The sequence below is a fragment of the Winogradskyella sp. 3972H.M.0a.05 genome (assembly GCF_040493455.1).
GTDB lineage: Bacteria > Bacteroidota > Bacteroidia > Flavobacteriales > Flavobacteriaceae > Microcosmobacter.
Map to the genome: position 1 here is coordinate 266,242 of NZ_JANFDA010000003.1, position 20,593 is coordinate 286,834.

A 20,593-nucleotide genomic window follows, 5' to 3' on the forward strand; every position below is an offset into this window, starting at 1 on the left:
TTGAAATAATTGTTTTTATAATACGTTAAAATTGTGTAATTTTGCACCCTGTTTTTACCTATGAGAAAATACTTTGCAATATTTGGTCTTCTGTTGATGTTTAGCTCATGTAGCGAATTTCAAAAGGCATTAAAATCTGAAGATACTAAAACCAAGTTTGAGCTTGGGACTAAACTTTATGAAGAAGGTAAGTGGAACAAAGCAAACAGATTGTTTGCGCAAATCGTGCCTAATTATAGAGGGAAGCCACAAGCTGAGAAGTTGATGTTTATGTACTCCAATTCATTTTACGAATTGAAAGATTACCATATCTCGGGATATCAGTTCGACCGTTTTGTTACAGCATATGCAAATAGCGAAAAGGTAGAGCAAGCAGCATTTTTAGCCGCTAAGAGCTACTATCAGCTGTCACCTATTTATAGTAAAGAACAAGCAGAAACGATTGAAGCTATTGAGAAACTTCAATTATTTATAAACAGATATCCAGAATCTCAATATTTATCTGAAGCCAATGAAATGGTTAAAGAATTGGATTACAAGTTAGAGAAGAAAGATTTTGAGATCGGGAAGCAATACAACTATACAGCAAGAGTATCAATAGATTATTTAGCATGCATAAAGTCTATGGATAATTTGTTGTTGAAGTATCCTGGTACAACATTTAGAGAAGAAGCACTTTTCTGGAAGTTGGATTCAGCTTACAAACTAGCAGTCAATAGTATAGAAAGCAAGAAAGAAGAGCGTGTTAATACGGCACTAACGTATTATAACAACTACATGAAATCTGCTAAAGACGAAGAATTAAAGGAGCAAGCAAATCAGATGAATACTGAATTGTTAGAGCTTCAAAAACAATACAATACAAAAAGTTAAACGTTTTTGAAATGAAAGATTTAAAAAACACAAACGCACCAACAACTACGCTTACGTATGATAGAAATAACATAGATGAGCCTACTCAAAACATCTATGAGGCTATTTCTGTGATTTCAAAAAGAGCTGAACAAATCAATACAGACATTAGAAGAGAGCTTATTGATAAGTTAGAAGAGTTTGCTACTTACAACGATAGCTTAGAAGAAATCTTTGAAAACAAAGAGCAAATCGAAGTTTCTAAGTTTTATGAAAAGTTACCTAAGCCACATGCATTAGCTGTACAAGAGTGGTTAGAAGACAAGATTTACTACAGAAATACTGAGGATACTCAGGAATAATATAAGATGTCTATATTAAGCGGCAAAAAAATACTGCTAGGCGTAACGGCTGGTATTGCCGCTTATAAAACAGCCAACTTAGTCCGTTTATTTATAAAATCAGGTGCAGAAGTAAAAGTCATTATGACACCTGCAGCTAAGGACTTTATTACACCCTTAACCTTATCGACCTTATCAAAGAATCAGGTGCATTCTTCTTTTACTAATGAAGAAGATGAAAATGCGGTTTGGAATAACCATGTTGAGCTTGGTCTCTGGGCAGATTTATTTGTTATCGCTCCAGCGACAGCGAATACATTAGCTAAAATGTCTAGTGGAGTTTGCGATAATCTATTGATGGCCACTTATCTGTCAGCAAAATGCCCAGTATATTTTGCTCCAGCAATGGATTTGGATATGTACAAGCACAAATCCACTAAAAACTCCTTTGCTAAACTTTCAGAATACGGTAATATCATGATTCCTGCTACAAGTGGAGAATTAGCCAGTGGTTTGGTAGGAGAGGGCAGAATGGCAGAGCCAGAAGATATCGTTGAGTTTATTGAAAAAGATATCCTCAACAAACTTCCACTAAAAGGAAAACACGTACTGATCACAGCAGGGCCTACTTACGAAGCTATAGATCCAGTAAGATTTATAGGCAATCACTCTAGTGGTAAAATGGGATTTGAAATTGCCAAAGCAGCAGCCAACGCAGGTGCTGAGGTAGAGCTAATAACTGGTCCATCGAAGGAAATGGTCAGTCATAGCTTAATTAATGTTACTAGAGTAGTTAGTGGTGATGAAATGTATAATGAAGCTCATAAGCATTTCAATAGCACTGATATAGCGATATTATCTGCTGCCGTTGCTGACTATAAACCAAAGTTTGTTGCAAATCAGAAAATAAAAAAGAAGGATAGCTCGTTAACTATAGAGTTAGAAAAAACTAAAGATATTCTAAGATCGTTAGGCGAAATAAAGTCCAGTCAGTTTTTAGTTGGATTTGCTTTAGAAACTAATGACGAACTTGAAAATGCTAAAGGAAAATTGCAATCCAAGAACTTAGATTTGATAGTTTTAAACTCCTTGAATGATAAAGGAGCTGGTTTTGGAGTTTCAACAAATAAAGTTACTTTTATAACCAAGGCAGGAGAGGTGTTGGAAAATGGTTTAAAGTCCAAAACCGAAGTTGCCGAAGATTTAATAGCCTTAATTACAACAAAGATTCATGCGTAGAATTAGCATCATTATAGCACTCATTTCAAGTTTTGTAATAAACGCTCAGGAGCTTAACTGTGACGTTATTGTTAATGCACAACTTACAGGAAATGAAAACCTACAAGTCTTCAAAACCTTAGAACGTCAGGTAAAGGAATTTGTCAATTCTACAAAATGGACCAATAAAACATTCAAACCTCAAGAAAAGATTAATTGTAGTATGGTTATCACCATACAAGAAAATAGTTCTGATGCTTTTGAAGCAACACTTCAGATACAATCTTCTAGACCTGTGTTTAATTCATCGTATTCAACACCGATCTACAATTTCAATGATCAGGATTTCAATTTCACCTATTTGCAGTTTCAGAACTTTGTCTACAATCCGAACCAATTCGAATCTAACTTAGTATCAGTCTTAGCATTTCACGTGTATATAATTTTAGGATTGGATGCAGATTCTTTTGCACAAAATGGAGGAAGCGATTATTTTAGACAAGCTCAAATAATCATGAATTATTCTCAGCAAAGTAATTTGAAAGGCTGGAAACTAGAAGATGGTAGACAATCTAGATTTGCTTTGATCACAGATATATTATCACCTACATACAAGGAATTTAGAGACGTAATGTATAACTACCATTACAAAGGGTTGGACCAAATGGCAGAGTCTACTAGCAAAGCAAAAACCAGCATTGCGAGTTCATTAAACAGTCTTAATCCACTCAATCAAAGACGTCCTAATTCGTTTTTGATGCGCATATTCTTTGACGCCAAGTCTGAAGAAATCTTAGATGTTTTCTCTGGTGGGCCTAGCGTTAAAATCACTGACCTTCTTACAACCTTAAACAGAATTGCACCTTTGCATGCTTCTAAGTGGAAGGAGATTAGTTATTAACAGTCGTTTTATTTCTGAAAAAATGCAATTACTTTAGCATTACTAACCTAAGTATTGTTATTTGCTTACATCACTTTCCATAAAAAACTATGCGCTAATAGATAATCTAAGTGTAGATTTCAATAATGGCTTAACCATAATTACTGGTGAAACAGGCGCAGGAAAATCTATTCTTTTAGGTGGACTTATGCTTATTCTTGGAAAACGAGCAGACTTAAATATGGTCAAAGACACCTCTAAAAAATGTATTATAGAAGCTGTTTTTGATATCGCAAATTATAATTTAAAAACTCTTTTTAAAGACGAAGACTTAGACTACGAAGTTCAAACCATTATTAGGAGAGAAATATTGCCATCAGGTAAGTCTAGAGCTTTTGTAAACGATTCTCCTGTTACACTAGACATCTTGCAAAGACTTAGTGAACACCTCATAGATATTCACTCTCAACATCAAACATTAATACTCACGCAAGAGTACTACCAATTGCAGGTTATTGATGCTTTAGCTAATAATTCTGATTATTTAAAGTCATACAAATCACAGTTATCTGAATTAAAAGGGTTAAAGCAAGAATTGTTAAGGCTGAAAACTATTCAATCTGAAGCAGTAAAAGAAAAAGACTATAATGCGTTTTTGTTGAATGAGTTAGAAGAGGCTCAGTTGGTTAGCGGAGAATTGGCTACGCATGAAGAAGAGTATGAAATGCTCGATAATGTTGAATCTATTAAGTTACATCTATCAGAATCCAGTCAATTATTGAGTGACGATCAAGTAGGGATTTTGACTCAGTTAAGAACCTTGAGTAATTCAATGCAAAGTTTAAATTCAGTTTCTCAAGAGTATAGTAAGCTTTATGATAGAATACAAAGTGTGCTTTTAGAATTAGATGATGCTGCAGTAGATATAGATCGTTTGTTGGACGGTACAGAAGCTGATCCACAGCGATTACAATGGCTTACGGATAAAATCAATGTTATTAACGCCTTACTCCAGAAACACAATGTAAGTTCAGTCGATGAACTATTGGAGATTAAGGACGGTTTAGCAAAAAAAGTATCAGATACTGAAGGCTTAGATTCAGAAATAGAAGCTGTAGAATTAGATATTGCAGACAAAACAAAAGCACTGAATAATATATCTGAAACCATTAGAGGCAATAGACTCAAGGTCATTCCAGATTTAATCAATCAGTTGCAAGAATCGCTTAATGATCTTGGAATGCCTAATGCTCAATTCAAAATAGAGCTAAATCCTACTGAAGATTTTACATCAAGCGGACGAGACAGTATTGCGTTCTTGTTCTCGGCAAATAAAGGCGGTAATTTTAGTACACTAAAGAAATCAGCATCTGGAGGCGAGTTATCACGAATCATGCTGTCTATCAAGGCAATCTTATCAAATTATGAACATCTGCCTACTATCATGTTTGATGAGATAGATACTGGTGTATCAGGAGAGATTTCAAACAAAATGGGTGCAATTATGAAAGCAATGAGTAATAATATGCAAGTATTTGCCATTACGCATTTGCCTCAGATTGCAGCAAAAGGAGATTCACATTTTAAAGTATATAAAGAAGATATTAATGATATAACTCAAACTCAACTTACGCGACTCAGTCATGAGGATCGCATTGTTGAAATTGCTCAGATGCTCAGTGGCACTGAAGTTTCTGACTCAGCTATTTTGCATGCAAAAGAGTTATTGAATTAATAGTATCTTTGACACCAGAAAACTAACAACAAAAACTTAAATAGATTACAATGTCATATAACTTATTAAAAGGAAAAAGAGGAATCATATTCGGAGCTTTGGATGCAAACTCAATTGCCTGGAAAACTGCTGAACGTGTTCATGAAGAAGGTGGGACATTTGTGCTTACCAATGCACCAATTGCTATGAGAATGGGACAAATCAATGAGTTGGCAGAAAAAACGGGTTCTGAAATTATACCAGCTGACGCAACTTCTATAGAAGACCTTGAAAACTTAGTGCAAAAATCAATGGAGATACTAGGCGGTAAGTTAGACTTTGTATTACATTCCATAGGAATGTCTGTAAATGTTAGAAAAGGAAAAGCTTATACAGACCAGAAATACGATTGGACGCAAAAAGGTACAGATGTTTCTGCGATGTCTTTTCATAAGGTAATGCAAACCCTCTACAAAGCTGATGCTATGAACGAATGGGGAAGTATCGTGGCCTTAACTTATATGGCTGCACAACGCGTGTTCCCAGATTATAATGATATGGCAGATAATAAAGCATATTTAGAAAGTATAGCACGTAGTTTTGGATATTTCTTCGGAAGAGATAAAAACGTTAGAGTAAACACAATTTCTCAGTCTCCAACGCCTACAACTGCTGGGCAAGGTGTTAAAGGATTTGATGGATTTATAGCTTATGCTGATAAAATGTCTCCACTTGGAAATGCTACGGCTTTGGATTGTGCAAATTATACCGTAACTTTATTTAGTGATTTAACCAAGCGAGTCACGTTACAGAATCTATATAATGATGGTGGTTTCAGTAATATGGGAGTTAGCGATGCTGTAATGGATGCGTTTGTGGACAATCAGTAACTAACCAACCACATACATGAGAGGCGTAAAGAACATTGTAATTTTTCTGCTTTGTACATCTTTACACGCTCAAATTTCATTTGAAGAACAATCTTCCGCACTAGGGGTTACTAACGATCCTGGATTTATTATATTGGGAGGTGGTATAAGTTTCGTCGATTTTGACGGTGACGGATGGGATGATATTACTTTACCATCTGCTGATGGTGTTCCGCTACGATTTTACAAGAATTTTTCAGGATACTTTTTAGAGATTTTCCCGATCATTCCAGTAATCGATTATCAAACCAAAACAGTCAATTGGTTAGATTTTGATAATGATGGGGATAAAGACCTTTTTGTTACCAGTGATACACATGGTAACAGGCTGTATGAAAATACAGGAAATCTTATTCTTCAAAATATTACAGCAACCTCAGGACTTCCAATAGACAATTTGTATACCTATGGAGTGTCTTGGGGAGAAATAGACAACGATGGGTATTTGGATCTTTTCATTTCCAATAGAATTGTCACAGGCAATAACATAGCTAACTATCTATACAGGAACAACGGAGATGGAACCTTCACTGATGTTACAGTTGCATCAGGAATTGCTATTGAATATCAGCTTACCTTTTGTTCAGGGTTTTTAGATTACAATAATGATGGCTGGCAGGACATATATATTGCTAATGATAAAAATTCTCCCAACATCTTATATCGAAATAATGGAGATAGTACTTACACAGATGTAAGTTTTTCCACAGGGACAGGTGTAGTAATGGACGCTATGTCAGTTACAGTAGACGATTTCAATTCCGATGGCTTTTTCGATATATATGTTACCAATACCTATTTCCCTATAAGTGATCCAGGAGGAAATGTGTTTTTTAGGAATAATGGAGATGGTACATTTACAGATATAGCAAGTAGTTCTGGGACTATATTCAATAGTTTCGCATGGGGCTCGGTGTTTTTAGATGCAGATAATGATACAGATTTAGATTTGCATGTTAGCGGTATGTTTGATGGATCTTCACCAGGTTTGGTATCAACACTATTCTATGAAAACATTGGAAGTGAGACATTCACTACACCAAGTAATGCTGGGTTTTCTTCAGACGATTATAGCAGTTTTGCTAACGCCACAGGAGATATAGACAATGATGGTAAACCAGATATTATTGTATACAATAATAATACTCCACCTTCAATATACAAGAATACAACACCAACAGGTAATAATTATTTAGGTGTTGAGTTGGAAGGCGTAACGAGTAATAAAGACGGTGTGGGTTCTGTAATTGAAATAGGTATTGAAGACGATAAACAATATCGTTATATCATGTGTGGAGAAGGATACATGTCACAAAATAGCCTGAAAGAGATTTTTGGACTTGGACACAATACTGAAGTAGACTATGTAAAAGTAAAATGGCTTAGTGGTACAGAAGATATAATGTATAATGTCCAAGCAAATCAGGTTATTAAAGTAGTTGAAGGATCTACACTTTCTATACAAGATAATTTTTTACCAAAAATTAATGTTTTCCCTAATCCATTTGATGATGAAATACGTATAACTACATATAATCCTCTAACTAGTTTGAAGATTACCAATACACTTGGTCAATTAATATATAGTGAGGAGAATATTATGATTGTAAATTCTTACAAAGTTAATTTAAATATACCTTCTGGTTTATACACTTTGACCTTGGAAACCTTAGACAACACAGTCAAAAGCTATAAGATTATAAAAAAGTAAGAAAATACAACATAATAAGTATTTTGTCGGATTTATTTGCATTTTAACAAAATTATACTTTACTTTGACCACATAATTTGATGCGCAATAGCGTCATCTAGCTAACAAATTAAGTATTTGCCCCATGAAAAAAACTACTTTATTTGTAATACTTTGCTTAGCCTCATTCGTATTACATTCGCAAATTGACTTAACCCAAGATTTTGATAATGGAGCCCAAGGATGGGACACCAATACATTTTTCTTTATTAGTATAAACCCTTGTTCTGGGACATCAGCAAGAAAGAGTATCTTTTCTACTGCGACATCTGGTGATATGCAATCACCAAATGTAGTAGGTCAATCAAACGGAAATGATCTTAGCGTTAGCTTGGATTATAAAATTGTTGATTGGGGATTGGGAACGATTGCTACTCAACCTGGTTGGGGACATTTTGATATTCAGTATTCAACAGATGATGGATCTAACTGGGTTACTATCGAAACTATAGACGATAGTAATCATGTTACTTCGAATCAATGTGCAAACTTATCATATACAGTATCTGGAGGTAATATTCCTGCTGGCTCAGATTTTAAGTTTAGAATAAATGCTACATACGCATCAGGAGATTACTTTCTATATATAGATGACATTGTTATTTCTCAATCTACGAGTCAAGCACCACCAGTTAATGATGATATAGCTAATGCAATTACTTTGGAAGTTGGAGCAGTGTATGATGATCATAAAATTGATGGCACTGTACTTGGAGCTACTATGGATAGTCAATCTGCAGGATGTGGAGTAGATGGTCCAGGTGTATGGTACAGAGCAGTTGTACCAAGTAACGGATCTTTAATGTTAGAAACTGGTATGGATTCAAATGATACTTCAGGATTTGATTCTGTAATTGAAGTTTTTTCTGGGCCGATGAATAATTTGGTTAGTATAGGATGTAATGATGAATCAGATAATACTGAAGGAAATTATTCCTTAGTAGAGCTTACGACTCTAACTCCAGGCGAGATGATATATATTAGAGTTTGGGAAGATGGAGGTGATGAAGCAGAGCCATTTGCAATTTCTGCTTATGGAGATACATTAAGTATTGGAGAATCAGAGTTGGAGAATGTTACACTATTTCCTAATCCGATGAAGAATGTTTTAAATGTCAATTCTTTAAGTAACATAGATACGTTGGTCATTTACGATGTCTTAGGACAAGCAGTAAAAAAGATTAAAAATATTAATTCAGGCACACAATTAGATTTATCTAATTTAAGAGCTGGAGCTTACATCGCAGTATTGTCTATTGATAACGCTAAAAGAACAATAAAGTTGATTAAACAGTAAAATTGATAGTTTTATCGAGTTATGCCGCTTAATATTTTTTATTAAGCGGTTTTTTTTATTTTTGATATAATCACAGGTACTAGAAAGTTCCCTTAAAATGTAGACTATGCGTAAACATTACACGACTTTTTTTACTTGCCTCATCCTACTTTCGAATACATTAATAATCAAAGCACAAACCTATTTTGCAGAAAATGCTGCCGACTTTAGCGTAGATGATTATTGCGGAATTATATATTTGGGCGGAGGAATATCTTTCAACGACTTTAATAATGATGGTTGGGATGATATTACCATAGCTACTCAACAAGGAGATAATATTAAGATCTACGAAAATCAACAAGATGGCAGTTTTACTTTAGCTACAGAACTTATTCCTGAAAACTCACAACAGCATAAACAGGTTGTTTGGGTAGATTATGATAATGATTCAGATAAAGACCTTTTGATTACTAGTGATACCGGTATTAATAGGTTATATAGAAATGATAATGGTACATTGATCGATGTTACTATCATAGCTGGATTACCTTTGACTAGCTTAAGTACCTATGGTGCATCTTGGGGAGATTATGATAATGATGGATATTTAGATTTGTTTCTATCTAATAGAGGGGAGTTTATGTTCAGTCCTAACAGATTATACAAAAATAATGGTAATGGTACGTTTACTAATGTAAGTGACCAAGCTGGTATTAATTACAGTAGTGATCTATCATTTTGTGCTGCCTTTTTGGATTATGATAACGATGGATGGCAAGATATATATGTATCCAATGATAAGCCAGATAATGCAAATACACTATATAAAAATAATGGTGATGGAACATTTACAGATGTAAGTGAAGTTTCTGGAACTGACATTACTATAGATGCGATGACCGTTACAGTTGAGGATTTCAATTACGACGGATGGTTAGATATATATGTCACTAATGATGCTAATGGAAATGTACTGCTAAAGAATAACGGTGATGGAACTTTTACAGATATTGCAGAATCTACTAACACAATTTTTTATAGTTTGAGTTGGGGAGCTATATTTTTTGATGCCGATTTAGATGCCGACTTAGACCTTTACGTCAGTGGTTCATTAGACGGTAGTAATCCAAACTACCTCTCTGCAGCATATTTTGAAAACCAAGGAGTTACTTCTGGAACTTTTACGATTCCTGAAAATGCTGGTTTTATTGGTGATAATGGAGAAAGCTATTCCAACGCTCTTGGAGATGTAAATAATGATGGGTTACCAGAGATTGTAGTAAGTAATTCTAATTATGAGGATATTTTTCTCTGGGAAAACCAAACCACTACCAATAATAATTGGCTCAAGATAAAATTAGAAGGAACTACAAGCAATAGGCAAGGTGTAGGGTCTAGAATAGAATTAGGAGCAAATTATCAAACTCAATACAGATATACGTTGTGTGGAGAAGGATATTTAGGCCAAAACTCCGATTATGAATTTTTTGGTGTCGCAGACGCAACCAATATAGACTATATCAAAGTAACATGGCTTAGCGGGATAGTAGATGTATTATATGATGTAAGCCCTAATCAAGTGTTAGAGATTAAAGAAGGTGATAATCAATTGAACATTGAGGAAGAGGAGTATGTTCAAATTAATATTTACCCTAATCCTGTAAAAGATGTGCTGAATATAAAAGCTCGGAGTAATATTCAACTTATAACCATTCATAATATTATTGGGCAAGAAGTATATAGGTCTACTCACAATGCTACAGATTTAGAGCTTAATATGTCTCAATTAACGACAGGATCTTATTTTGTCAAAGTATCTACTGATAGTGCCTCAGAAACCATCAGGGTTTTAAAGCAATAACTTTTTCTTATATAATTTTTGATCGACTATAAATTCCCTTAAGAAATCTACTAGAGAACTGTATAAGAATAATATTTTAAAACACAGGCAAGTGTGCATTTCATCGTTTTTATTAGCACTTTGTCTAATCTCTAACTTGCTGTTAAAAAAAGGCTTAGGGTTTTTATCCTTAATTGTCAAAAAGTATATATATTGACTGCTTAAATCGCTAATTAATCACATAAACCTTTTTTTATGAAGAAAATTACTCAACTTTTTACTTTATTAACCGTGTGCTTTGCATTTAATGCGTATGCACAAGACACATGTGGTACTGCTGTAGCTGTGACTTCAGGAGTGACAAATACCACTACAATTACTGATGGTACTGGAAGTTCTGAAATGGCACCATCTGGTACAGATTCTGCGTGGTATACTTTTACAGCACCTGGAGACGGTACTATAGATGTATCTGCCTGTAATGGTGGAGCAGATACTGACTTAAGTGTTGGAACAGGAACTTGTGGGACATTGACTCCAATTGCTCAAAATGATGATGAGTGTGACTTAGGAACAGGTGACTTATGGGCTTCTGAAGTAACAGGCGTTTTAGTAAGTAACGGTGTTACTTATTATATTGAGTGGTCTGACGAATGGGAAGACGGACCTTTCGATTGGACATTAACATTTACACCTGCTCCAGCTTGTGGAGACCCAGAAGCTGTTACTGCAGATACTGTTACAGGAACGCAAATAGACTTTAGTTGGACAGCACCTACTTTTGGTACACCAACAGGATACAATTGGGAAATCCAACCAGATAATGTTGCTCAAGGGACGCCAGGAGCTTTAGCTACAGGAGTTGGAGTAGCTGGTTTAACAGATTCTTCAGGAGCTGTTTTGACTGCAGGTATGCCTTATGATCTTTATATTCAAACTGACTGTGGAGGAAGCGGAACTTCTAACTACGTTTTATTTGAATTCTCTACACCTGCACCACCACCATCTAACGATGAGTGTGCCAGCCCAATCAATGTTACTGTAAACCCAGAAGGTGATTGTACTTCGACTGTAACAACTGATCACACTAGTGCTACAGATAGTGGTGCGACTTATAGCTGTGATACATTTGGTACAAATATCGATACTTGGTATACCTTTGATGCACCAGCATCTGGGGATGTTGAAATAAGCGTTACTAATGGTACTCAGACTGGTACTTTTGAGTACGCAGTATTTGATGCTTGTGCAGGTACAGAAATTGATTGTGGAGGTGGAACTTCTGTTGTTAGCGGATTAACACCATCTACAACTTATGTTTTAGCTATATGGTATGACCAAGGCGGCGAAGGAGATTTTACACTTTGTTTAAGTGAAGGTCCAATGCCTCCTGCTAATGATGATTTTGCAAATGCTCAAGCATTAAACTGTAATGATAATATACTAGGATCTACATCTCTTGCAACTCTTGATGAAGACGATGCACCAGATGGTTTTGGAGCTGATATGGATGCACCAAATGTATGGTTCTCTTACACAGGATCTGGTTCTGCTGAAGACGTAACTATCGATCTTTGTCCTTCAGCTTACGATACTTCTGTATTAATCTATACTGGTACTTCTGGAAACTTAACATTAGTAGCTGGTAACGATGATAACGCTGCTGAATGTGGTGGTCAAGGTGGTACAACGAGATCTTACTTAACGTTTACTTCAGATGGTACTTCAACATACTGGATTGCTGTAGAAGGATGGAACTCTGGTAGTGTAGGTGATTTTGATCTTACTATTACTTGTGCTTCTGCTTGTTCTCCAGCTCAAGCTAATCAAGATTGTGCTAGTGCAATTGCAGCACCTTCTATTGGTACAGCATTTACAGCAGATAATACTTGTGCTACAGTTAATGCTGACCAACCTACTTGTGATTTATTTAACTCTATCGCTGATGTATGGTATACATTTACTGGTCCTGCTAGTGGTGAAGTAGATGTTACTACTGCTAATAGTATTTCTAATGGTACGCTTACTGCTACTGCGACTCACGTTGCTGTATATAGTGGTACTTGTGGAGCATTAACAGAGTTAGCTTGTAGTTCTGCTGATGAAGGAACGGTTAATGTTACAGGTCTTACAGATGGTGTAACTTATTATCTACAAGTTTGGAACAACGGATCAGAAGAGGGTACTCAAGAAGTAACTATTACTGAAGCACCTCTTTCTGTTGAGTCATTCGAAAACCAAAACGCGTTTACTTACTATCCAAACCCAGTTAAGAACACGCTTAACTTAAACGCACAAAATAACATTCAGAATGTTTCTATCTATAACATCTTAGGGCAGGAAGTATTAAGAACTTCTCCTAACAGTGTAGATTCAGTAGTTGATATGTCTGAATTAGCAAATGGATCTTATTTTGTAAAAGTATCGATTAATGATACTACTCAAACTATAAGAATTTTAAAGCAATAAATTTTTATACATATAAAATTTCAAAAGCCACCAATTGGTGGCTTTTGTGTTTTCTTTACTTATTTTTGTTGCCATGAGCAACATTGCGTTTTCTTTTATTATTCCCGTTCATAATCGCCCTGATGAAATAGAGGAATTATTACAAAGTTTTCTGAAGCTTGAAGGAAGCCTAGATTTTGAAATTGTTATTATAGAAGATGGTTCTACAAATCATTCTAAGCATGTGGTAGAAAACTATAATGAGCAATTGAACATTTCATATTACTTTAAAGAGAATTCTGGCCCTGGGTTTTCCAGAAATTATGGTATGCAAAAAGCTAAAGGTAATTACTTCATAATATTAGACTCCGACGTACTATTGCCACCGAGCTATTTAAATGCAGTTAAGAAGCGTTTAACCGAAAACTATGTTGATTGCTTTGGAGGACCAGATGCTGCACATAGTTCTTTTACATCGCTTCAAAAGGCAATAGACTTTACAATGACTTCTTTTATTACTACAGGAGGTATAAGGGGTGGGAAAAAGCAATTGCAAAAATTTCAGCCAAGAAGTTTTAATATGGGGATTTCAAAAGCTGCATTCGAGGCCTCTAAAGGCTTCGGAAGCATTCATCCTGGTGAAGACCCAGATTTGTCGATTAGGTTATGGAATTTGGGGTATAGTACGACATTAATTCCAGAAGCATATGTATATCATAAGCGACGTATCTCTTGGAAAAAATTTGCCCAGCAAGTTTATAAATTTGGCCTGGTGAGACCCATCCTTAATTCGTGGCATCCAAAGACAAGCAGTGTTATGTATTGGTTCCCTACAATGTTTAGCTTAGGGTTAATCTGTTCTGTGATACTATTGTTGCTTAAGATTACATTACCTATAAAACTATATGCAGTTTATTTCATTTTGATTTTTGTGTTTTCGTTGTTGAAGACTTATAGTTTAATTATTGCATTACAATCAGTTATAGCTAGTATTGTTCAGTTTTTTGGGTATGGTTATGGATTTTTAAAATCGAATTTTGTTCTGCATATATTAAAAAAGAAACCCGAGGTGTACTTTCCGAAACTATTTTTTTAAATTACAATAGATGATTCGGATACGTAGAAAAATATTAGATTTTGTTAGCAGAAAACAGGTAAAGCAGTTTATGGGCTTTGTCGTTGCGGCATTTATTTTTTTGATGCTTACTAAGCTTTCTCAATCCTATTCTAAGGAGATGTACGTAAATATCGATTTTACTAATGTTCCGCAAGAGCAAACAATAGTGAATGATAGTCTTAAGCTGCGTGCTGTTGTGAGAGCTATTGGGTTTAATATGCTGCCTTTAGAGTTTACTAAAAAAACATTACGCCTCAATGTGGACGAAGATGTTAGTGAAAGCAAAGGCTGCTATATATGGACTTCAGATAGAGGACAATATAAGATTGAAGAATTATTCGGAAGTAGTTATGAAGTCGTATCAATTACTCCGGATACTTTGATCTTTAATTATGAAAGAATGTCTACCAAGAGAGTTCCGGTTATTTTAAATGGAGACATTACTTATGCTCTGGGTTATGATAGTTTAGACTCAATAAAATTTTCTCCAGATTCAATTACATTTGTTGGAGCTGAATCTGCACTCAATGGTATACATTTTGTAAAGACTGAGTTATTGGAACTAACTGAAGTCAAATCTGATATAACGCAAAAGGTAAAGTTAGACAGATCTATGCTTTCAGATGTATTGAAGATGTCAGAGGAAGAAGTTAGCATTATCAATTCGATTGAAAAATTTACAGAAGGCAAAATTGAAGTACCAGTTCAGATTAATAATATACCTTCAAATATTAGTGTAAACTTTTTTCCAAAGGAAGTTAGTGTCACTTATAGGGTAGGACTAAAAGATTTTAAAGCTATTAAGGCTTCTGACTTTAGCATCGTTTGTGATTTTTCGGACTTAGAAAAAATGGGGACAAACAATTTAGTTCCAAGATTGGTCAAAGTACCAAAACAAGTAAAGAACGTTCGTATAAAACAATCGAAAATTGATTTTATAATTGTAGAATGAAGATTATAGGTTTAACAGGTGGAATAGGTAGTGGTAAAACCACAGTAGCTAATATGTTTAGCGAACTGGGAGCGCCAGTTTATATTGCAGATATAGAAGCCAAACTGTTGATGAATAGATCTAAGGTGATAAGGAGAAAACTAATCGCATTATTTGGAGACAAGGCTTACACTGAAGAAGGCCTTAATCGTTCCTTCATAGCATCAATGATATTCAAGGATAAATCTTTGTTAGATAATATGAATGCAATCGTACATCCTAAAGTAGCTTCACACTTTAAACGGTGGCTAAAAAAACAAGACGCACAATATATTATCAAAGAAGCCGCTATTATCTTTGAACATAATAAAGAAAAAGAATACGATTATGTAATTACTGTTGTGGCAGATAAAGAAGACAGAATTAAAAGAGTTTTAAGCAGAAAAGGCATGTCTAGAGCTAAGGCAGTTTCAATTATGGAAAATCAACTTGATGATGGGGAAAAGATAAAACGCTCTGATTTTGTCATTGTAAATGACTCACTTACAGAGACCAAAGAGCAAGTATATAAACTTCATAAAAAGTTGTCCTCTTTAACCTAAATAATTGCAATTTTAACATTTTTGTTAAGGTAAGGTTAAACAGAATATATGCTAAATGTTAAAATATTAAATTTGAACGATGAACAAAAGGCTATTCATCTTATTGGTGGTGTTAATGAGTTTGTCACTTATTGGGATAATTGCTGTACAAGCCTATTTTATTAATAACAGCTACCAAAACGAAGACAAACAATTTGAACTGAACGTAACACGTTCTTTAAGTTTTGTATCCAATGCATTAGAGGATAGAGAGTTTAAGTACTATTCTCGTAAGCTTAGCGAATATAAGAGGCGAGGCTTAACAGCAGATACAACGCAGATAAAGAGCTTGTTTATGGAGATACAAGATGAACAAAATGACGAAACCATTCAGTATCGTAACATCATTTCTGAGGAAAGTTACAAAGTGCCATCAACGTTCTTTGAAATAGGTATTGACAGTGTAGAGATTAGTAGTTTAACTAATGAACGTACTACAAGAGTATTAAAGCGAGACCCATTAGATGGTCAGTTGGTTGTGAATCCGGAAAAAACGTATACCGAGTTTTCCAATCTACCAGAAGTAGAGAAGAAGCTATTCGAAACAACGTTTAGAGATCGATTCAAAAACTATCCAATTTATAAGCGAATTTCTGCTAAAATAGTAGATCATCTGCTGAGCAAGAGACTAAAGCAGGATGGTATAAAACTCAATTTTGAGTTTGCCATTTATGACAAAGATCTAGCAACAAAAGTACAGTCAGATAATTTTGAATTGAATGAAGCCTATAACTATGGGGTTCCAATCTTTAGGGATAATAATAACAACAGTAACTATAACTTACTGATTAATTTCCCTGAGCGTCGAAAGTTCTTATTCTCAACAATCTTGGGAATGCTGATACTATCTGTACTATTTACTTCAATTATCATTTTGGCGTATTCTAGTGCAATTTATCAGTTAATAAAGCAAAGACAAATATCTCAGATTAAGACAGACTTTATTAATAACATGACGCACGAATTTAAAACACCAATCGCAACAATCAATTTGGCTTTAGATTCCATAAAGAACCCAAAAATCCTAAATGACGAAGATAAGGTGAAACGTTATCTGAATATGATTAAGGATGAAAATAAGCGAATGCATGCTCAGGTAGAAAATGTTTTAAGGATTTCTAAATTAGAGAAGAATGAGCTGAACATAAGTAAGGAACGACTAAAGCTACACGACATAGTAGAAGATGCGATTACGCATGTACAGCTTATTGTTGATGACCAAAATGGATACGTAAAAACACATTTTGGAGCTTTGAAATCGGCTGTTTTAGCAAATCAAACACATTTTACTAACGTTATTGTCAATATTCTAGATAATGCCATTAAATATTCGGACAATCCACCAGAAGTCGATGTATATACCGAAAATGTTGGGAACAATATATTACTAAGAATTGCTGATAAAGGTAATGGCATGTCTAAACAAGTACAGAAACGAGTGTTCGAGAAATTTTATAGAGAACACACAGGAAATGTACACAATGTAAAAGGCCATGGTCTTGGACTAGCTTATGTAAAGCGAATAGTTGAAGATCACCAAGGTCATATATCAGTTGAAAGTGAAAAAGGAAAAGGCAGTGAGTTTACAATAAAACTGCCATTAATATCATAAAATTATGGAAGAAGTAAATAAAAAGATCTTATTGGTAGAGGACGATCCAAATTTTGGAACGGTTCTTAAGGACTACTTAATGATGAATGATTATGATGTTGTTCATGCCAAAAATGGAATGGAAGGTTTTGAAAAGTTCAAGAAAGATGATTACGATCTCTGCATTTTGGACGTTATGATGCCTTACAAAGATGGTTTCACTTTGGCTAAAGAAATAAGAGAGAAGAATACAGATGTACCAATTATTTTCTTAACTGCTAAAGCCATGAAAGAAGATGTGCTAAAAGGATACAAGGTTGGTGCAGATGATTATTTGAATAAGCCTTTTGATAGTGAGGTGCTGTTAATGAAAATTAAAGCAATCATGCAGCGTAAGGCTACTGATTCTATTGCTGACAGTAAGCAATTTGAATTCAAGATTGGTCGTTTCGATCTTAACTCAAAACTTCGTTTCTTAAGATTTAATGGAGGAGAACCAATCAAATTATCGCCAAAAGAAAATGATTTACTTCGTCTTTTAGCTTTACATGAAAATGATTTAATGCCAAGAGAATTGGCGTTAACTAAGATATGGCGCGATGATAATTACTTCACATCTCGTAGTATGGATGTCTATATTGCGAAGTTGCGTAAGTATCTAAAACCAGATGAAAATGTTGAAATATTGAACATCCACGGAGAAGGTTTTAGATTGGTAATTAACCAAAACGCCTAGTGTTAATTAATATTCAGCCTCAAACCAGATAAAATCCAGCTTTAAGCTGGATTTTTTATTTAGTATTTGTCGTATTCATCGATACCATGAGCAGAATTGTATGATGCTTCATTGATCGTGTCATTTTCACTAGAGTCGTAATCTAGAATTATTTTCCATCTTCCATCTACTTTTTTATGTAGCACATGAAATTGACCGTAAAAGCTTCTTTCTTTTTGGGAACCTGGATTCATAGTAAGTTTATAAATACCTCTTTCAGAAGCAATGTTTTTATCAGCAATACGCTCAAAGAATCTAAACGAAATGGTGTGTTTTATAGAAGTATTATCTTTCCATCGATCCTTATAACCAGCCATATAAGCATCAAAAAAACGTATGGTCTTTTGATCACCAGAAACTCTGAGTAATGCAGGGTTGTGTATGGAAGCGAATAAGTCTGAATCTAACGTTTCAAATGCTTTACTGAAGGGTTCCCAGATTTGCTGATTTATCAACTTAAGTTCTTCAGTGTTTTGGGAAAATACCGAAAAGCTAAAAAAGAAAAGTAAGGATAATAGTCTAAGTGATTTCATTGATTCTATCAATTATAGTTTTTGTATCTGTAAGATAGTCAAACCAAATGATATTATCATTCTTTCTGTACCACGTTAACTGTCTTTTAGCAAAACGCCTGGTGTTTTTTTTAATTTCGGAAATAGCAAACTCCAAAGACCATTCATTATCAAAATAATTGAACAGCTCCTTGTAGCCTACAGTATTTAATGCATTTAAATGTCGCCTAGGAAAAAGCTTTTTTGCTTCATCTAGCAAACCTTCAGAAATCATTATATCTACGCGTCGATTTATTCTGTCATAGATAGTTTCCCGTTCCGCATTAAGCCCAATGGTAATCACTTCAAAATTTCTAGAGGTTCTTTTTCTGTTTAGAAAAGTAGAGTAGGGCTTTCCTGTACCTATAGAAATTTCAAGAGCTCTAATGACTCTGTGAGGATTATCAATCGCTATAGTTTCATAGCTTGCAGGATCCAGAGCTTTTAATTGTTCTTGCAATGTTTCAAGCCCTTCAGCATTGAGTTTGTCATTTAATTGCGAACGTATTTTCGGGTCTACATCTGGGAAGTCATCCAAACCATTTATTATAGCATCAGTATACAATCCAGAGCCACCGACTAGTATTACAACATCATGAGTTTTGAATAGAGATTCTAAACATTGAATGGCGTCTTTTTCAAATGTACCAACACTATAAGGATCTTCGATAGATTTGTGTTGAATAAAATGATGCTTGGCTCCAGCAAGTTCCTCTTCATTCGGAACAGCTGTTCCAATAGACATTTCCTTAAAAAACTGTCTGGAATCTGCTGAAATAATTTCTGTATTAAAATGTTGCGCAAGTTTAATGCTGAGAGCGGTTTTCCCAATTGCAGTTGGGCCAACTATAGAGATAAGATATTTTGTTGAATCGGAATTCAAAAACTATTCGTTAAGGGAGTGACCACAATTATAACAAAACTCAGCATCATCTTTATGCTTATCCTTCATGCAATTTGAGCAAGTTTGCGTATTGGTATTGACATTTCGTTTATTGACTTTGGTCATTTCAGAAGAAACTATTCCAGTAGGAATGGCGATGATACCATAACCCATTATCATAATCAATGACGCTATAAATTGTCCCAGAGGTGTAGCAGGAGCAATATCGCCATAGCCGACAGTAGTTAAAGTAACAATGGCCCAATATACACTTCTTGGAATGCTGGTAAACCCACTACCTTCCTCACTTTCTACTAAGTACATCACAGTACCTAATATGATACACAAGATGAGTACAAAAGATAAAAACACCGCAATTTTCGCTCTACTCATTTTTAGAGCACGAACAAAATTTGTGGATTCACCTATATATCTTGCCAATTTTAATATCCTGAATACTCTCAGCAAGCGAAGCGCTCTAAATGCTACTAAAGATTGTGAGCCTACGATGAAAAAAGATAAATACATTGGTATGGTAGAGAGGAAATCTACGATGCCATAAAAGCTAAAAATATATTTGCTTGGGCGCTTTACAGTAATTATTCTAGCAATATATTCTAAGGTGAATAATATTGTAACAATCCATTCAGCATAAAAAAGAAAATCATGATACTTTTCATCAAATTCAGTAACACTCTCCAGCATTACAAAGATAATACTGGCAATAATTACAACAAGTAGAACGACATCAAATAGTTTACCAGCAGGTGTGTCTGCTTCATAAATGATGTCGTGTAATTTAACACGCCAGTTCTTATTTGATGTATCTTTCATTAATTCAAAAGTAACTAAA

At 34.7% G+C, this 20,593-nt stretch carries 18 protein-coding genes; 15 read left to right on the forward strand and 3 right to left on the reverse strand.

All coding sequences use genetic code 11. The annotated features are described in order from the left end of the window. The first annotated feature begins 60 nt into the window (after positions 1-60). The 15 genes from NCE97_RS08205 to NCE97_RS08275 all read left to right on the forward strand — a co-directional run bounded on the left by NCE97_RS08205 (position 61) and on the right by NCE97_RS08275 (position 18,267). Positions 61-873 (forward strand): outer membrane protein assembly factor BamD, encoded by an 813-nt coding sequence (locus tag NCE97_RS08205; protein WP_353778545.1) that lies wholly within the window; start codon positions 61-63, stop codon positions 871-873. An 11-nt stretch (positions 874-884) separates the two neighbouring features. After that, the gene (locus tag NCE97_RS08210; protein ID WP_353778546.1) at positions 885-1,214 is read left to right on the forward strand and encodes a DNA-directed RNA polymerase subunit omega; all 330 of its coding nucleotides are present in this window, start codon (positions 885-887) and stop codon (positions 1,212-1,214) included. Positions 1,215-1,220: 6 nt separating this feature from the next. After that, entirely contained in the window at positions 1,221-2,432 is a 1,212-nt protein-coding gene (coaBC, locus tag NCE97_RS08215; protein ID WP_353778547.1) for a bifunctional phosphopantothenoylcysteine decarboxylase/phosphopantothenate--cysteine ligase CoaBC, read from the forward strand. Beyond that, the gene (gene porD, locus NCE97_RS08220) at positions 2,425-3,312 is read left to right on the forward strand and encodes a type IX secretion system protein PorD (protein ID WP_353778548.1); all 888 of its coding nucleotides are present in this window, start codon (positions 2,425-2,427) and stop codon (positions 3,310-3,312) included. The genes coaBC and porD overlap by 8 nt, the downstream gene beginning before the upstream one ends. 61 nt (positions 3,313-3,373) lie before the next feature. Further along, positions 3,374-5,026 carry a DNA repair protein RecN gene (gene recN / locus NCE97_RS08225; protein ID WP_353778549.1) on the forward strand — a complete coding sequence of 551 codons (1,653 nt, stop codon included), beginning with the start codon at positions 3,374-3,376 and terminating at the stop codon, positions 5,024-5,026. Between the two features lie 50 nt (positions 5,027-5,076). Beyond that, the gene (locus tag NCE97_RS08230) at positions 5,077-5,895 is read left to right on the forward strand and encodes an enoyl-ACP reductase FabI (RefSeq protein WP_353778551.1); all 819 of its coding nucleotides are present in this window, start codon (positions 5,077-5,079) and stop codon (positions 5,893-5,895) included. A gap of 16 nt (positions 5,896-5,911) precedes the next feature. After that, positions 5,912-7,645 (forward strand): FG-GAP-like repeat-containing protein, encoded by a 1,734-nt coding sequence (locus NCE97_RS08235; RefSeq protein WP_353778552.1) that lies wholly within the window; start codon positions 5,912-5,914, stop codon positions 7,643-7,645. 124 nt (positions 7,646-7,769) lie between these two features. Next, positions 7,770-8,981 carry a T9SS type A sorting domain-containing protein gene (locus NCE97_RS08240; RefSeq protein ID WP_353778553.1) on the forward strand — a complete coding sequence of 404 codons (1,212 nt, stop codon included), beginning with the start codon at positions 7,770-7,772 and terminating at the stop codon, positions 8,979-8,981. A gap of 106 nt (positions 8,982-9,087) precedes the next feature. After that, the gene (locus NCE97_RS08245) at positions 9,088-10,824 is read left to right on the forward strand and encodes a T9SS type A sorting domain-containing protein (RefSeq protein ID WP_353778554.1); all 1,737 of its coding nucleotides are present in this window, start codon (positions 9,088-9,090) and stop codon (positions 10,822-10,824) included. A 234-nt stretch (positions 10,825-11,058) separates the two neighbouring features. After that, the gene (locus NCE97_RS08250; protein WP_353778555.1) at positions 11,059-13,272 is read left to right on the forward strand and encodes a T9SS type A sorting domain-containing protein; all 2,214 of its coding nucleotides are present in this window, start codon (positions 11,059-11,061) and stop codon (positions 13,270-13,272) included. A 73-nt stretch (positions 13,273-13,345) separates the two neighbouring features. After that, complete coding sequence (locus NCE97_RS08255; RefSeq protein ID WP_353778556.1) at positions 13,346-14,347, forward strand: glycosyltransferase family 2 protein; 1,002 nt, start codon at positions 13,346-13,348, stop codon at positions 14,345-14,347. A gap of 10 nt (positions 14,348-14,357) precedes the next feature. After that, positions 14,358-15,320, forward strand: coding sequence for a CdaR family protein (locus NCE97_RS08260; RefSeq protein WP_353778557.1), 963 nt, complete (start codon positions 14,358-14,360; stop codon positions 15,318-15,320). Next, complete coding sequence (gene coaE, locus NCE97_RS08265) at positions 15,317-15,901, forward strand: dephospho-CoA kinase (protein WP_353778558.1); 585 nt, start codon at positions 15,317-15,319, stop codon at positions 15,899-15,901. Before NCE97_RS08260 ends, coaE begins: the two co-directional genes overlap by 4 nt. Before the next feature lie 79 nt (positions 15,902-15,980). Then, entirely contained in the window at positions 15,981-17,552 is a 1,572-nt protein-coding gene (locus NCE97_RS08270; protein WP_353778560.1) for a sensor histidine kinase, read from the forward strand. Between the two features lie 4 nt (positions 17,553-17,556). Further along, positions 17,557-18,267 (forward strand): response regulator transcription factor, encoded by a 711-nt coding sequence (locus NCE97_RS08275; protein WP_353778561.1) that lies wholly within the window; start codon positions 17,557-17,559, stop codon positions 18,265-18,267. Positions 18,268-18,326: 59 nt separating this feature from the next. Here NCE97_RS08275 and NCE97_RS08280 read toward each other — a convergent pair whose 3' ends face one another. The 3 genes from NCE97_RS08280 to NCE97_RS08290 are packed head-to-tail and all read right to left on the reverse strand — an operon-like array spanning position 18,327 to position 20,574. Beyond that, entirely contained in the window at positions 18,327-18,839 is a 513-nt protein-coding gene (locus NCE97_RS08280) for a YybH family protein (RefSeq protein WP_353778562.1), read from the reverse strand. After that, entirely contained in the window at positions 18,826-19,740 is a 915-nt protein-coding gene (gene miaA, locus NCE97_RS08285) for a tRNA (adenosine(37)-N6)-dimethylallyltransferase MiaA (protein WP_353778563.1), read from the reverse strand. Before miaA ends, NCE97_RS08280 begins: the two co-directional genes overlap by 14 nt. Before the next feature lie 3 nt (positions 19,741-19,743). Further along, entirely contained in the window at positions 19,744-20,574 is an 831-nt protein-coding gene (locus tag NCE97_RS08290) for an ion transporter (RefSeq protein ID WP_353778564.1), read from the reverse strand. Positions 20,575-20,593 lie beyond the last annotated feature (19 nt).

What these genes read in the sequence shown, in the direction of transcription:
- NCE97_RS08290 (WP_353778564.1), bottom strand. Translation starts at nt 20,574, where the DNA reads ATGAAAGATACATCAAATAAGAACTGGCGTGTTAAATTACACGACATC.
- coaE (WP_353778558.1), top strand. Translation starts at nt 15,317, where the DNA reads ATGAAGATTATAGGTTTAACAGGTGGAATAGGTAGTGGTAAAACCACA.
- NCE97_RS08235 (WP_353778552.1), top strand. Translation starts at nt 5,912, where the DNA reads ATGAGAGGCGTAAAGAACATTGTAATTTTTCTGCTTTGTACATCTTTA.
- NCE97_RS08275 (WP_353778561.1), top strand. Translation starts at nt 17,557, where the DNA reads ATGGAAGAAGTAAATAAAAAGATCTTATTGGTAGAGGACGATCCAAAT.
- NCE97_RS08255 (WP_353778556.1), top strand. Translation starts at nt 13,346, where the DNA reads ATGAGCAACATTGCGTTTTCTTTTATTATTCCCGTTCATAATCGCCCT.
- NCE97_RS08270 (WP_353778560.1), top strand. Translation starts at nt 15,981, where the DNA reads ATGAACAAAAGGCTATTCATCTTATTGGTGGTGTTAATGAGTTTGTCA.
- porD (WP_353778548.1), top strand. Translation starts at nt 2,425, where the DNA reads ATGCGTAGAATTAGCATCATTATAGCACTCATTTCAAGTTTTGTAATA.
- NCE97_RS08280 (WP_353778562.1), bottom strand. Translation starts at nt 18,839, where the DNA reads ATGAAATCACTTAGACTATTATCCTTACTTTTCTTTTTTAGCTTTTCG.
- NCE97_RS08205 (WP_353778545.1), top strand. Translation starts at nt 61, where the DNA reads ATGAGAAAATACTTTGCAATATTTGGTCTTCTGTTGATGTTTAGCTCA.
- NCE97_RS08230 (WP_353778551.1), top strand. Translation starts at nt 5,077, where the DNA reads ATGTCATATAACTTATTAAAAGGAAAAAGAGGAATCATATTCGGAGCT.
- NCE97_RS08245 (WP_353778554.1), top strand. Translation starts at nt 9,088, where the DNA reads ATGCGTAAACATTACACGACTTTTTTTACTTGCCTCATCCTACTTTCG.
- NCE97_RS08250 (WP_353778555.1), top strand. Translation starts at nt 11,059, where the DNA reads ATGAAGAAAATTACTCAACTTTTTACTTTATTAACCGTGTGCTTTGCA.
- NCE97_RS08210 (WP_353778546.1), top strand. Translation starts at nt 885, where the DNA reads ATGAAAGATTTAAAAAACACAAACGCACCAACAACTACGCTTACGTAT.
- NCE97_RS08260 (WP_353778557.1), top strand. Translation starts at nt 14,358, where the DNA reads ATGATTCGGATACGTAGAAAAATATTAGATTTTGTTAGCAGAAAACAG.
- NCE97_RS08240 (WP_353778553.1), top strand. Translation starts at nt 7,770, where the DNA reads ATGAAAAAAACTACTTTATTTGTAATACTTTGCTTAGCCTCATTCGTA.
- coaBC (WP_353778547.1), top strand. Translation starts at nt 1,221, where the DNA reads ATGTCTATATTAAGCGGCAAAAAAATACTGCTAGGCGTAACGGCTGGT.